This window comes from Ruegeria sp. BI11 (genome assembly GCF_056538005.1).
The window spans coordinates 295,362-307,955 of the sequence record NZ_JBQFSM010000005.1; the positions used below are offsets into that span (position 1 = coordinate 295,362).

Annotated in this window: 10 protein-coding genes and 1 tRNA gene; 8 read left to right on the top strand and 3 right to left on the bottom strand. The window is 54.6% G+C overall.

The window, feature by feature from the left end; all coding sequences use genetic code 11:
* The first annotated feature begins 135 nt into the window (after positions 1-135).
* From ACR0DT_RS13765 to ACR0DT_RS13780, 4 genes are all read left to right on the top strand, one after another.
* Positions 136-1,833 carry a tyrosine-type recombinase/integrase gene (locus ACR0DT_RS13765; RefSeq protein ID WP_480711288.1) on the top strand — a complete coding sequence of 566 codons (1,698 nt, stop codon included), beginning with the start codon at positions 136-138 and terminating at the stop codon, positions 1,831-1,833.
* Positions 1,833-2,876 carry a tyrosine-type recombinase/integrase gene (locus ACR0DT_RS13770; protein ID WP_480711289.1) on the top strand — a complete coding sequence of 348 codons (1,044 nt, stop codon included), beginning with the start codon at positions 1,833-1,835 and terminating at the stop codon, positions 2,874-2,876. Before ACR0DT_RS13765 ends, ACR0DT_RS13770 begins: the two co-directional genes overlap by 1 nt.
* Positions 2,873-4,513 carry a recombinase family protein gene (locus ACR0DT_RS13775; protein WP_480711290.1) on the top strand — a complete coding sequence of 547 codons (1,641 nt, stop codon included), beginning with the start codon at positions 2,873-2,875 and terminating at the stop codon, positions 4,511-4,513. The genes ACR0DT_RS13770 and ACR0DT_RS13775 overlap by 4 nt, the downstream gene beginning before the upstream one ends.
* Before the next feature lie 181 nt (positions 4,514-4,694).
* The gene (locus ACR0DT_RS13780; RefSeq protein ID WP_480711291.1) at positions 4,695-5,849 is read left to right on the top strand and encodes a tyrosine-type recombinase/integrase; all 1,155 of its coding nucleotides are present in this window, start codon (positions 4,695-4,697) and stop codon (positions 5,847-5,849) included.
* Between the two features lie 127 nt (positions 5,850-5,976).
* Here ACR0DT_RS13780 and ACR0DT_RS13785 read toward each other — a convergent pair whose 3' ends face one another.
* Entirely contained in the window at positions 5,977-7,221 is a 1,245-nt protein-coding gene (locus tag ACR0DT_RS13785) for a pentapeptide repeat-containing protein (RefSeq protein ID WP_480711292.1), read from the bottom strand.
* 129 nt (positions 7,222-7,350) lie between these two features.
* On the opposite strand from ACR0DT_RS13785, the gene ACR0DT_RS13790 reads away from it, so the two are divergent.
* From ACR0DT_RS13790 to ACR0DT_RS13805, 4 genes are all read left to right on the top strand, one after another.
* On the top strand, positions 7,351-8,184 hold the full coding sequence (locus tag ACR0DT_RS13790; RefSeq protein WP_480711293.1) for a hypothetical protein: 834 nt from the start codon (positions 7,351-7,353) through the stop codon (positions 8,182-8,184).
* A gap of 120 nt (positions 8,185-8,304) precedes the next feature.
* The gene (locus tag ACR0DT_RS13795; protein WP_480711294.1) at positions 8,305-8,514 is read left to right on the top strand and encodes a helix-turn-helix transcriptional regulator; all 210 of its coding nucleotides are present in this window, start codon (positions 8,305-8,307) and stop codon (positions 8,512-8,514) included.
* Positions 8,504-8,812: a hypothetical protein gene (locus ACR0DT_RS13800; RefSeq protein WP_480711295.1), complete on the top strand. Its 309-nt coding sequence runs from the start codon at positions 8,504-8,506 to the stop codon at positions 8,810-8,812. The genes ACR0DT_RS13795 and ACR0DT_RS13800 overlap by 11 nt, the downstream gene beginning before the upstream one ends.
* Positions 8,809-10,950, top strand: a complete 2,142-nt coding sequence (locus tag ACR0DT_RS13805; RefSeq protein WP_480711296.1) for a hypothetical protein — start codon at positions 8,809-8,811, stop codon at positions 10,948-10,950. The genes ACR0DT_RS13800 and ACR0DT_RS13805 overlap by 4 nt, the downstream gene beginning before the upstream one ends.
* A 190-nt stretch (positions 10,951-11,140) precedes the next feature.
* On the opposite strand, the gene ACR0DT_RS13810 is transcribed toward ACR0DT_RS13805, so the two are convergent.
* Both ACR0DT_RS13810 and ACR0DT_RS13815 read right to left on the bottom strand, forming a co-directional pair.
* Positions 11,141-12,190 (bottom strand): AlbA family DNA-binding domain-containing protein, encoded by a 1,050-nt coding sequence (locus ACR0DT_RS13810; protein WP_480711297.1) that lies wholly within the window; start codon positions 12,188-12,190, stop codon positions 11,141-11,143.
* A 314-nt stretch (positions 12,191-12,504) separates the two neighbouring features.
* Positions 12,505-12,581, bottom strand: a tRNA-Met gene (locus ACR0DT_RS13815).
* Between the last annotated feature and the right edge of the window lie 13 nt (positions 12,582-12,594).

Below are 12,594 nucleotides of genomic sequence, written 5' to 3' on the forward strand. Positions count from 1 at the left end.
AACGGCTTAAAGAGTTCTCGGGAAGAGGGCCTGCCCGTAAGTTGCGGACTTTTTGTGCTACGCTTCTCCCGAATCGGACCTCCTGTCCTCACCTGTCCACCCGAGACCTGACATGTCCATAGGAACGTAAACCCGATGACTAGCCAGAGCCCCGTTCCATTGACGCTGGCCTTCGTCAAAGCCGACACACCGATGTTTGCCGAGCTCATCGACCAACTGCGCTCCGATAGCTCTCTGACAGATGGACGCCGCCGAGATATGATCTCCGGCCTGAACCGTACATCCAAAGCTCTTAGACTACCTCCTGAGGATGTACCCTGCGACAGCCGCTGGTTGCAGCCCCGTTTGGCCAATGTCTCACCGGCTGCGCTTGGTCTGACACCAAAGAGCTGGCAAAATGCGGTCAGTGATGCAAAGGCTGCGCTCGCGCATTTCGGGCTGGTAGAACGCCGCTTCAACCGGATTGATGATCTGTCTCCAGATTGGCACGCGCTCTGGGCAGCTGTTCTGGCGTCCGGTGACAAGACATTGCAACCCGCACTCTGCCGCTTCGTGCATTATCTGAACCGGCAGGGCGTCAAACCTGCCAATGTGTGTAAAGAGCATGCTCAGGCCTATCGAGTAGCGCTTGAGCATAACGAGATCAGCAAATCTCCTGAGGTTGCATATCGTGCCGCTATCAACGGCTGGAACCTGGCGGTCCGACGAATTGCGGAATGGCCCAGGGTCAACCTGCCTCTGGAAACGCGTCAGAAAGTCATCACTTTTCCGGTGACCGTGTTTCCAGCGCCATTCCAAACTGCTCTTGCAAAGCTGATACATCGTCTGTCCAATCCAGACCCCTTGGCAGATGACGGTCAGAACAGGGCCCTCCGACCCGCGACTCTGTCCCAATACCAAAGACAGTTGGTTCGGTTTGCCTCCGAACTCGTTCACTCTGGTATCCCGATCGCGGAGATTGGCGGATTGGACGTCCTGATCAATCCAACGATGGCTGAAAGGGGTTTGCGCCAGATGTTATCGCGCACCAACAACCAGACCACAAAGATGATCAGCGAGATCTCCGCGCTGCTCCGCAACTTGGCCCGGATACTCAATGCACCCGATGACACCCGGGACGCGCTGTCGGGGCTTGCCGCGCGCCTGGCCGTCAAACCTCAGAATGGCATGACCCAAAAAAACCGAAGCCGGCTGCGGGTGTTGCAGGAGGACCGACATCAGCAGCGCCTGCTGCTTCTGCCTGAACGGATTTTCGCGCGACCACGCGGCACGTCTAAGCCGTATGGCTGGGCTCTGGGACGCGAAGATGCGCTCGCCATCGCCATCTTGCTGGTCTGCCCAGTTCGCGTGAAGAACCTGGCTGACATCCACCTGGAACGCCACCTGCACCGTCCCGGTGATGGCCGAGCCTACCTGGTTCTGGAAGACGGCGAGACAAAAAATGAGCGACCTGTCGAGTTCGAGGTCCCGCGTGATGTATTGCGCATGATCGACGGACATCTCAAATCTCGCTGTCCGGAGCTCTGCCCCGCGGGAACGCCTTGGCTTTTTCCCCGCCGGGATGGTCAGCATTCCGTTGATCCCAGTGTTCTGTCGACACGCATCTCCAAACGGATCCGGAAAGAAACGGGGTTGGAGATGAACGCCCACCTATTTCGGCATTTCGCGGTGATGAACTGGCTCGACGCCAATCCCGGCGGCTACGAGGTTGCGCGCCGGTTGCTCGGGCATTCGGAGGTCAGCCACACCATCAACATGTATTCCGGTCTTGAGGCACGGTCGGCAACACGTGCCTTTGCTGACCTGATAGACGCTAAGAAAGGGCGTAGCTGATGAGCCTTGTTCTGCCTCTGTCTGGTTGGCCCGCGCAAGACCGGGATATGTGGCTCAACCTTCAGACAGAAGGTGGCCCGCTTGACGATTGCGGCGCGCTCTCACACCTACGTGCGACCTCGTTGAAGACTTTGGAGTTGCGCTATGCCCGGTGGCTGCAATGGCTGATTAACAGCGATGCGGAGGCGATCAGACTGCCTCCGGCGCGACGCGCGACCCTGCCGCGCCTTTCCGCTTGGCTTCAGGACCTCTCACACACCCGGCCGATGACCCGGTTAATGTTTATTGATGGCGTATTGCGTATCCTATCCGCAGCGGACCCGACGCAGGACTGGTCTGGTCAACGAAAGCTAAAAACGGGATTGAAGCGCGCAGCAGGTCGGGGTGATCGGGATCGCAAACTTGAGCGTGTGTTGTCCAGCGAGGTTCTATTCCGTGCAGGGCTGAATCTGGCGACGGGTCATGCAGAAGCGGCGCCAACACCGCTACGCAGTATGATGTGCCTGCGGGATGGCACCATGATAGCGATGTTGGCCTTGATGCCGATGCGGCGACGCGCCTTCGCGGGCCTTCGGATTGGCACATCCCTGTATGTCGCAGCAGACACGATGACCGTCGCGCTCCCCGGGGATCTCACCAAATCAGGGCATCCCTGGGAAGCTGATGTTCCCCAGAGCGTTGAGCCGCTCTTGCGCCGTTATATCAACGAAGCCCGTCCCTTTTTTATGGAGCGTGGCCAACAGCATCACAATGTCCTGTGGGTTGGCCGGTCTGGCACTCCTTTGAAGAAAGACGCGCTGAGCCCCCGGATCGCGGAGCAGACACTGAAGCTGACGGGTCGCCGTATTCCACCGCATTTCTTTCGGGATGCTGCCGCGACAACCCTGGCCCGCTCCTCTCCGGAACACGCCAAGCTGATCCGACCAATTCTTGCGCATACGAGCTTCGGAACCGCCGAGCGCCACTACATCCACGCCCAGACAATTGAAGCGGGCCGCGACTATGCGGATCTGATCAACCAGAAGAGAAAGGCCCGGCGATGACCCGAGTTGCAATCTATGCCCGTTTCTCCAGCCACATGCAGAGAGACGCATCCATCGATGACCAAATGCGACTGTGCCGGGAACGTGCTGAGCGGGAAAGTTGGACTGTTATTGACGCCTATTCTGATCGTGCGGTCTCCGGCGCCTCCATGTTGCGCCCCGGTCTGCAAGCGCTGTTCCATGCAACACAGGAAGGACAGGTTGATCTGATTTTGGCGGAAGCGCTGGACCGCTTGAGCCGAGACCAGGCAGACATCGCCGCGATCTTCAAACGGTTAAGCTTTGCAGGAGTTGGCATAGTGACACTGGCTGAGGGCGAGATCAGCGAATTGCACGTAGGTCTCAAAGGCACCATGAACCAACTGTTCCTCAAAGACCTGGCCGACAAAACCCGGCGTGGTCTTCGCGGGCGGGTCGAGCTTGGCCGTTCCGGCGGCGGCAACAGCTACGGATACGACGTCGTCCGGCGTCTTGGGCCCGACGACCAACCCGTCACGGGGGAACGAATGATCAACGCAGCGGAAGCTGAGATTATCCGGCGGGTGCTTCAAGAGTTCTCCGAGGGGCATTCTCCCAAAGCCATTGCGCGCCGCCTGAACGCCGAAGGTGTTCCCGGTCCTCGTGGCAAGTTATGGCGTGACACTGCCATTCGAGGGCACCGAGTGCGTGGGACGGGCCTTCTCAACAATGAGCTTTATATCGGCCGCCTGGTTTGGAACCGGCTGCGCTACATCAAGGACCCGGAGACCGGCAGACGTGTTTCCCGTCTCAACGATCCGTCCAAATGGATCATCGCGGAGGTCCCTGAGCTGCGGATTGTCGGGGATGAACTTTGGGAGGCGGTCAAGCAGCGGCAAGGCGAGATCGAGGCTGATCCCCGCGTCAAAGCCATCAAGGAGACCAAGTTTTGGGAGAAGCGTCGCAAGAAGCACCTTCTGACAGGTCTTGCATTCTGCGGCACCTGCGGAGGACCACTCTCCACTGTCGGGCGCGACTATCTCGCCTGCTCTGCCGCTCGCAAACTCGGTACTTGTTCCCATAAGCAATCCATTCGCCGCAATGTTCTGGAGGACGCCGTTCTGGATTTGCTTCGTCAGCGTCTGATGCAGCCCGACGCAGTGGCCGCTTTCATCAAGTCCTTCAACGAAGCCGCCAACGCAGAAGCAGGCACAGCGGAGGTAACCCGGACCCGTCTGCAATCCGAGCGGGACAAAGCTGCGCGCAAACTGAATGGGTTTTATGACGCAATCGCTGAGGGCATTCGCACCCCCGGACTTCAAGCGAGGCTCGAAGAGCTCGAAGCGCAGATTGCCGATCTGGACACAAAACTCTCCGAACCCGCACCGCCCCCGGTGCGACTGCACCCAAATCTGTCCGAACTTTATCGCACCAAGGTCGCAGATCTGGCGCAGGCACTATCGGACTCGGCGATCCGCACCGGGGCATTGGAGATCATCCGGGGCCTTATCGAACGTGTCACGGTCGAGCACACCAACGAGGGCGTTCAGATCGAGTTGGAGGGTGCCCTGGCAGCAATGATTGGGCTGGCCCAGAACGACAAAAGCCGCCTTGCGGCGGCTGGTTCGGTAAAAGTGGTTGCGGGAGTAGGATTTGAACCTACGACCTTCAGGTTATGAGCCTCATGGCTGTATAATTGACGTAGTTTGCTGAATTTATTTCTTTGTCTATTTTTCAATATGTTAATCGGAATTTGTTCAATCTCACGATACCTACAGATTGTCCAAATTTGCTCCCTACTGTAGCACCAGTGTAGCACCGCCAACTTTTGGTAGCACCAAGGCAATTCAAGGAAACACCGTGGCCAGTCACCGTTTGAACTTCACCAAAGCCGCCCTTCTAAAAGCACCTGCCGCAAAGAAAGGTTCGCGGGACTACTATTACGACGAACGGGAAGCGGGCCTCCTATTGGCCGTAACGGCGGCAGGATCGAAGAGCTTTTACCTCTACAAACGGATTGAAGGGCGTCCAGAACGGCTACTTCTGGGTAAGTTTCCAGACATGACCGTGGAACAAGCCCGCAAGTCAGCGGCAAGAGCCAAAGGCGGCATTGCGTCAGGTGCAAACCCTCAGAAAGACAAAAAGGCCGTTCGAGATGAAATGACCTTTGAGGCGCTTTTCGCAGAATACATGGACAAGTACTCCAAAGTTCACAAGAAATCTTGGCAGTATGACGAACGGGAAGTGAACAAGTATCTGTCCCATTGGTTTCGCCGCAAGATTTCCAGCATTGACCGAGCCGAAGTAGAAAGGCTTCACGCAAAGATCGGCAAGGAAAACGGACTCTATCAGGCCAATCGTTTGCTTGAACGCATTCGCTCGATCTTCAACAAGGCGATTGAATGGGGCTGGAAGGGCGTGAACCCTGCCATTGGCATCAAGAAGTTTCGGGAACAAAGCCGCGACAGGTTCTTGCAACCCGACGAACTGCCACGGTTCTTTGAGGCGCTGGCGAATGAACCAAATGAGGCCGCACGGGATTTCTTCATGATTTCGCTGCTGACGGGCGCTCGAAAGTCAAACACGTTGGCGATGATGTGGAAAGATATAAACTTCCAAGCGGCCACATGGCGGATCGAAGAAACCAAGAACGCCGACCCGTTGACGGTTCACCTACCCCAACAGGCAATCGAACTGCTGATTGAGCGGAAACTTAAATCGGAAAGCCCCTATGTGTTCGAAGGCTCAGGCAAGAACGGCCATCTTGCTGATCCCAAAAAGGCTTGGAGCCGTATTTTGAAAGACGCTGGAATCGAAAACCTGCGCATTCACGATCTACGCCGCACCTTGGGCAGCTATCAGGCGGCGACGGGTGCCAATGGATACATCATTGGTAAGTCACTTGGGCATCGGTCGCAGCAATCCACTGCGATTTATGCGCGCTTGAACCTTGATCCAGTCAGAGAGAGTGTGGATAAGGCGACAGAGTTGATGTTTTCTACTTTGGTTGAATGAAATTATGAAAGCACCTAGACCGGCTTTTTTATTGAATCAGCAAAAATCAACAATTTGAAGGTCTTCAAAAACCTTTCATCCAGCAGCCTGAAAAGAGTATCCAGTTTTTTCACGCCTGTGAGTGTAGTTAGTTGCTATAAGGCCAATAATTCATATTCAAACCATCCCTGAACCCTTCAATAAACCAACCAGTAGCCATGTCGGACGCGTCAAATGGTGACCAGTATCTATAGAACGCTCCTTTCAAACTCTCAATTTCCGTCAAATCACGCTCAGAAAGAGCACGATCAGTCTGATCCAGCTTCAATTGTGTTGCCCACCTATCAATCAGCCCCCGGTCGACTTCCCGTTCTGAACTGATTGGAAAAACTGTGTCCTTTGTTGCGAAAATATGGTCGTAGCCCTCGCTGAAGTCGAAGTGTCCAAGACCGGACAAGTCGGCTCCCGCAAACGTCGCGCCTGACATGCGTCCCTTCTCGACGTACCACGTCCAGTGCACTCCACCCTCTGGGCTAGAAACATATTTGGCGAAATTGAAATTAGCGCCTCTGATATCAACACTTCTTATTTCTGTCCCGCTTAAGTCGCATCCATAAAATACGGCTCCTTGAAAATTCGCGTTAATCATCCGAGCTCCTCGAAGCCTAGATCCCGCGAAATTCACGCCACGAAAAAATCCCGTCTCAAAATTCACATTTTCTAAATTGCAGTTCCGTAAATCGATCCGAAGCTGCATATCGTATCTCTGAGCCACGTCCAGCAGATTGCCAATCGTTGTTATAGCTTGTTGAACGTCCGAACGCAGGCGGTAGTTTTCATCGCTAGCGTCAGTTGGTGCCACACCAGACAGAAAGCACTTTGCTCTAATGTATGCAGCTAGCATCCTCACAACTCTTGGAGCTACATCCTCTCGCTCAAGCACAAATGCTTCTAAGCGATCCATACCCCTTGCTTGCGCTAATTGGTCGTCGCTCCAAACATTGTTGACTACTTCTTCCCCGTCCTTTTGTGTTATTCTGCTGACTTGATAACGCGCGCCTAAATCATTGAGCGCCGCGTTGAACTTCTCATTGAAAAGCGCTTCCCGCCCTGTGTCCGCTTGGCGAGACGCAATTACCGAACGCCAGATCAGCAAAGGAAACCCAGCCAAAGCTACCAAAGCGGCCCCATTGATCTTGAGTTCCTCAGGATTCCCACCAGATGAGAGCACACTTGCTGCGACTTTAATAAGCAAAGCGCAGCTAATGGCTATCCAAAGAATAGCTACCCCGGTCAGTAACACTGAAATAATCGGCCCAAGCGCTCTACAATTTTTAAGCTTAAACGGCCATTCAATAGCCAGCCAATTGGTTATTTCGTTTCTTTCGCTCAAACTGTTCGTTCCACAACTGGTTCTGGAAAAACTGACAGCACTGTCAGCACTGTCAGCACTGTCTCTAGCTTTCTTCGCCCGAATGCAAGACAAGGAAACGCTGCACACCCATGATTCTAAAGAGCTAAAATGTTGCCCACTTCGAACACCTCGACCCAGTATGAGTTATTGGCCGCGTCGTGCCCCTCGCTTGCCTTTGATCTGTCAGAGGACACAGAGGACCAGTTTGACCTGATCATTCCTCACGTTGTTGTTGGTGGGTTTTCGCGCTCCTTTGGCCTGCCAATCGAAAGCGGGCGGGCGATCCTGCTAGAGGCGGTAGAGGCCTATATCTCCGGCGTGATTGACCACTTTGAGCAGCGCTCAGAGAAGCAGGACAATACAGCGCTGACCAAAGTGGCATCAAAAGCCGAACAACTTGAAGAAGCTTTGTTGGAACTAAAGGAACACCCAAACCTAGAGGCCCAGTTAGAAGATCGAATAAGAAAGTTTCATGCACTGGCCACAAACAGGGACGGACTGTCCCTACCTACCCTGATCGGCACAAATCGGAACATCTTTCAATTTTTCCGCGATATTCTGATCGATCTACAAGCTTGCTCAGAGGACACTCGCAACTTCAAACCTAAGCGGGCCGATTACAACAATTGGTTCGAAATTGAAGGCGGTCCCACCGGGCAAGAACAGTTTCACCTCGACACAGCGGAATGGAAGCGTCGCAGTCAAGCCCGCAAACTTGGCTCGGACCACCCTTTGCAGCGTTTCTTACTTTCGATCCTTCCGCACTGGCGAACCCATTTGGAACTTCCTTTCACCGAAGGAATGTATTTCAAAGAGGTGCAAGAAAACCTTTCGCCAACTATTTCATTGCTGCACCCGATAGTCGTTCGGATTGATTCGGAGATTACATCCCAACGGGTCGCAAGCACTATCCGCAAGCTACGCGAAAGCGGTCAATTGTAGGACCATCGTAAAACCGGGGCAGGTTTTTCGCCCAATTCTTACGATTGGGATTGTTGGCATTTGCTGAAAGATTCTGGCTACTTCTCTCATCACTCGAAGTTTGAAACGGAGTGATGAACAATGAGTATTCAAAGCCAAAACACCTTGCTCAAACCCGAGCAAGTCGCAGAACGTCTCGGCGTGTCCACAACCACTCTTGCCACATGGCGCTGCACCAAGCGCTACCCGCTGGCTTATGTCAAAGTTGGCCGCTTGGTCCGCTATCGCGCCGGAGACGTGGACGCGTTTGAGATCGCGCGTCTTCAGGAGGTTGTTGCAAATGACTGGTAACTGGAAACCCATCGAATTTGCCGCAATCGCGGAACTGGCCCGGATCAATTTGCGCAGCCTACTGGCTGAATGGTTGCCCGATGGCCGGATCATCGGGCGCGAGTGGGTGGCGCTGAACCCCACCCGTGCAGATCGCTCGCGGGGCTCGTTTCGGATCAATCTCGACAGTGGGCTTTGGGCGGACTTCGCCACGGATGACAAAGGCGGCGATGCCATCAGCCTCTTTGCCTATCTGATCGGGGTACAGCAGGGACAGGCCGCACGTGCTCTTGCACGGCGGCTGGGGGTGTCGGCATGAACGCTCTGATCGATCTTCGCCACCCGTCAGCCGGTTTGGCTGACACTCAGCATGTCTACCGCAACAAAACGGGTGCGCCTGTGTTGGTTGCCAATCGCTATGAAGGCAACGGTAAGGGCAAGTTCTTCCTGCCTTATGATGTGACCAAAGAGACGTGGAAAGCGCCGCAATCCCGTCCGATCTATCAACTGGACCGGATCGCCCAGGCAAACCCCAATCAGCCGGTGATCTGGGTTGAGGGCGAGAAGTGCGCCGATGCGCTGACCGCCCTTGGCTATCTGGCATCTACCAGCTTTGGCGGCAGCAAGGCGCTGGCAAAAACGGACCTCTCCCCGCTGGCGGGTCGTACAGTCTTCATCTGGCCTGATCACGATGAACCGGGGCAGAGCTATGCAGCTAAACTGGCAGAAGACCTCGTAACGTTACATAGGGCAACGCCGCTGAGCCTGCCAATCACCGACGCGCTGATTCAAGCGCATGACCCAGCGGGTCTGATCACTATACCTATACATAGGGGCTGGGACGTGGCCGATGCCATTGCCGCAGGTTGGGGGCGTGGTGAGATAGATACCCTGATCAACAGCGTGGCGTGTGATCTGCCGGATGCAACCGCCGCTTACCTGACGAATAGGGTTGCGACTGCTGCGAACGACCCGCATCCCCCTACGTATCGTAGGGATAGCCCCGACCCTTATATGATACCTATACGTAGTGGCGCGGACGCACCTATACGTAAGGACGACGGTGCGCCACTCGTGGATGGGCTCGAACTTTGGAACACCCCGCAGGGTGAGCCCTATGTAACGATACGGGCCAAAGGTCACTTTGAACACTGGCCCATCGGATCATCGACCTTCCGCAACTATCTGGCCTATGCCCATTACAAGGCCGAGGGCAAAGCGCCTTCTAATGCGGCGCTGGATGACAAACGCCGGATGCTGGAAGGGGTAGCCCGGTTCGAGGGCGAGACCTACCCCGTGTTCAGCCGCATCGCCTCAATCGGACGCACAGTCTATCTCGACCTCGGAAACACCGACTGGCAGGCTGTGGCGATCACCTCTGAGGGTTGGCAAGTGGTCAGCCACCCACCCGCACGGTTTCGGCGCTCACCGGCCATGCAAGCGTTGCCCGTACCGGAACGGCATGAACACGGAATCGACCTGTTGCGTGACTTCCTGAACGTGGACAGCGAGGATGATTTCCGCATGTTGGTGGCGTGGGTTCTGGGATGTTTCCACCCCAAAGGCCCCTACCCCATTCTGATCCTGTCAGGCGAACAGGGCAGCGCCAAAAGCACCACCGCGCAAACCCTGCGTGATCTAATCGACCCTGCCAGCCCAAGCACCCGCAGCACACCCAATTCTGAGCAGGATTTGGTAATTGCCGCGATGCACAATCATGTTCTGAGTTTTGATAATCTCTCGACCATCCGTCCAATGATGGCAGATGCTTTCTGCCGGATTGCCACAGGCGGAGGGTTTGGCACGCGCAAGCTGCACACCGACAGCGACGAGGTTCTGTTCAATGCCACCCGGCCTTGCCTGCTCAACGGTATTCCTGATCTGGCGGCGCGGCCTGATCTGGCAGATCGTGCCATTGGCATTCACCTGCCGGTCATTCCTCCCGGCAAGCGCAAAACCTTGGGCGCGTTTAATCGCGACTTCGCCAAAGCCAAGCCCTACATTCTGGGTGCGCTTCTGGACGCGGTATCCTGCGCATTGGGTCAGATTGACTCTGTGAGCCTCTTAGAAGCCCCTAGGATGGCGGATTTTGCTAAATGGGTGGTTGCTGCCGAAGATTCCCTTGGGTGGACTCAGGGCGCGTTTCTGGACTCCTACGCGTCCAATCGCGCCAAAAGCGATCAAGCCGCCGTTGAGGCCAGCCCCGTGGCGCTGGCAATTCTGTCGCTGATGGAGGGGCGTCAGCATTGGAGCGGCACAGCAACAGAGTTGAAGCAAACCTTGCGGGATCGCTTCCCGGCGATGACAGAGGACAGCCAAAGCTTTCCCCGGTCTGAGGCGCGGTTTGGTGCAGCGTTGCGCAGGGTTCAGCCTGTGTTGCGGCGTCAGGGGGTGAACATTGCGTTCAGCCGGGAAGGCAAAGCAGGCATACGGGTGATTGAACTGATCAATCGGTGAGAAATCAGGCCCCAACAAAGGATTAAGCGCTCGACCTAAACAGTCGGGCGCATGTTCGTTTGTGCTTTGTCCGAGAGCTTTGCTTGTCCGCTGCACGGGATGGAATGCCGCCGTTGACAATTTTTGTTTGAATGCCAGCCACTCAATTTTTTCATCAGTAGATAAATGTTAGCGCGGGTCTTTTCCGTTTTCACAGAACACCGGCCTCGTCGCATTTCCCGATCAGGAAAGATTTGCTCAGTTTCACGGTCATAGTCGATTGAGGGCAGTTTTGCGCTCCGTAGAAAAACGTCAGATCAAGATCATTGATTGGATTTTTTGCGGAGAAGTCGCGTTTATTTATCGATCCACCAAAACGCCAGTCCTCGTGCCTAGCTGGATCAAACATAGCCCGTATGTCAATTGACTGTTTAGGCGCTTTGAGATTCACAATTACCTCAAAGGGATGTTCACCCATGGTCATATGGTCGCCCGGGTGGATCAGCGTATCCGCCGATGCCGAGCAGAACGAAAATGTTTTTTCAGGATCTATCCGCCAATGAAATCCATGCGAGCTGTGGTGCAATCTAGGATACCATCCAAACAGTCGTATATAAGGAGCAACTGCGGAAACCGCTGAAATGTTCCGCATTGATATTACCAGAACTAACCTCAGAAGGCAGCTGTAGTGATCGGGTTGGTTTGTAAATTGATGATCGACCCGGAGTGTGAGTTCTAACTCCGCAGAGCGTTCTGCGAGAATTGCTTGCCGAACCAAAGTGTCATCCATCGGAGTAGTTCCTGCGATCGTACGAAGAAAGTACTTTTGGTGATCCGGCGCGTACGACATCACCGGCTTGTTTCTGGCCTGCGGTATCTTGATCAGCAAATAGCCGGAGTTTGTGTCATCGGCACACTTGAGCGTACGGAATTTCAAGTCTGTTAGGGTCGGTCTTATCACAGTGCTGCAAGCGGCTCTGATTTGCTTTACGAACTTATCTATGTCTGCGATCGGTTTCAGCTCAACCGCAACATCTTCACGACTTTGCTGCTTGGTCCGAACTCCCCAGACGAGGACACCACCATCCGCGTTTGCAAACGCAGATAGCTCCTTGCCGAGATTCCGTTTATCTTCTTTGCCAAGGATTGCCTTGGTGGCGTCAGACTTCTCTTTGAACTCTAACCAAAAATCTTCCGACGTGCCGATAAGAGACGCAAGGCTGTGTTCATCAGCTTCGAACAAATACTCTAAGTGATCCAATTATATACCCGGTCAAATAAGTGAGGTTTAGATTCCCAACTTTCATCAAACACCCGCCCGACGCAAGCTAACCAAACATTCAACGGCTGCGGCCATCCCGGTCCTTTTCGGCTGACGGTGCTGACAGCACTGGCGGTGAAGGCGAGTTGTTATTTTGGTGGAGAGATTCGGCTTCACGAAGCATCAGAATGGGTTCGCTAGGATAGCTGTAGTTTGCTCTCTGCTGTAGCACCGCTGTAGCACCAGTCGCTAAGGCATTAAACGCAGAAAGCGCCCGTTGGGGCTCTAAGTACTTGATATCTTACTGGAAAGATTGGTTGCGGGAGTAGGATTTGAACCTACGACCTTCAGGTTATGAGCCTGACGAGCTACCGGGCTGCTCCATCCCGCGACACTTTTGGTGG

Bases quoted from the DNA above. Each gene is read 5' to 3' on its own strand.
- ACR0DT_RS13765 (WP_480711288.1), top strand. From the start codon at position 136: ATGACTAGCCAGAGCCCCGTTCCATTGACGCTGGCCTTCGTCAAAGCC.
- ACR0DT_RS13770 (WP_480711289.1), top strand. From the start codon at position 1,833: ATGAGCCTTGTTCTGCCTCTGTCTGGTTGGCCCGCGCAAGACCGGGAT.
- ACR0DT_RS13775 (WP_480711290.1), top strand. From the start codon at position 2,873: ATGACCCGAGTTGCAATCTATGCCCGTTTCTCCAGCCACATGCAGAGA.
- ACR0DT_RS13790 (WP_480711293.1), top strand. From the start codon at position 7,351: ATGTTGCCCACTTCGAACACCTCGACCCAGTATGAGTTATTGGCCGCG.
- ACR0DT_RS13795 (WP_480711294.1), top strand. From the start codon at position 8,305: ATGAGTATTCAAAGCCAAAACACCTTGCTCAAACCCGAGCAAGTCGCA.
- ACR0DT_RS13800 (WP_480711295.1), top strand. From the start codon at position 8,504: ATGACTGGTAACTGGAAACCCATCGAATTTGCCGCAATCGCGGAACTG.
- ACR0DT_RS13805 (WP_480711296.1), top strand. From the start codon at position 8,809: ATGAACGCTCTGATCGATCTTCGCCACCCGTCAGCCGGTTTGGCTGAC.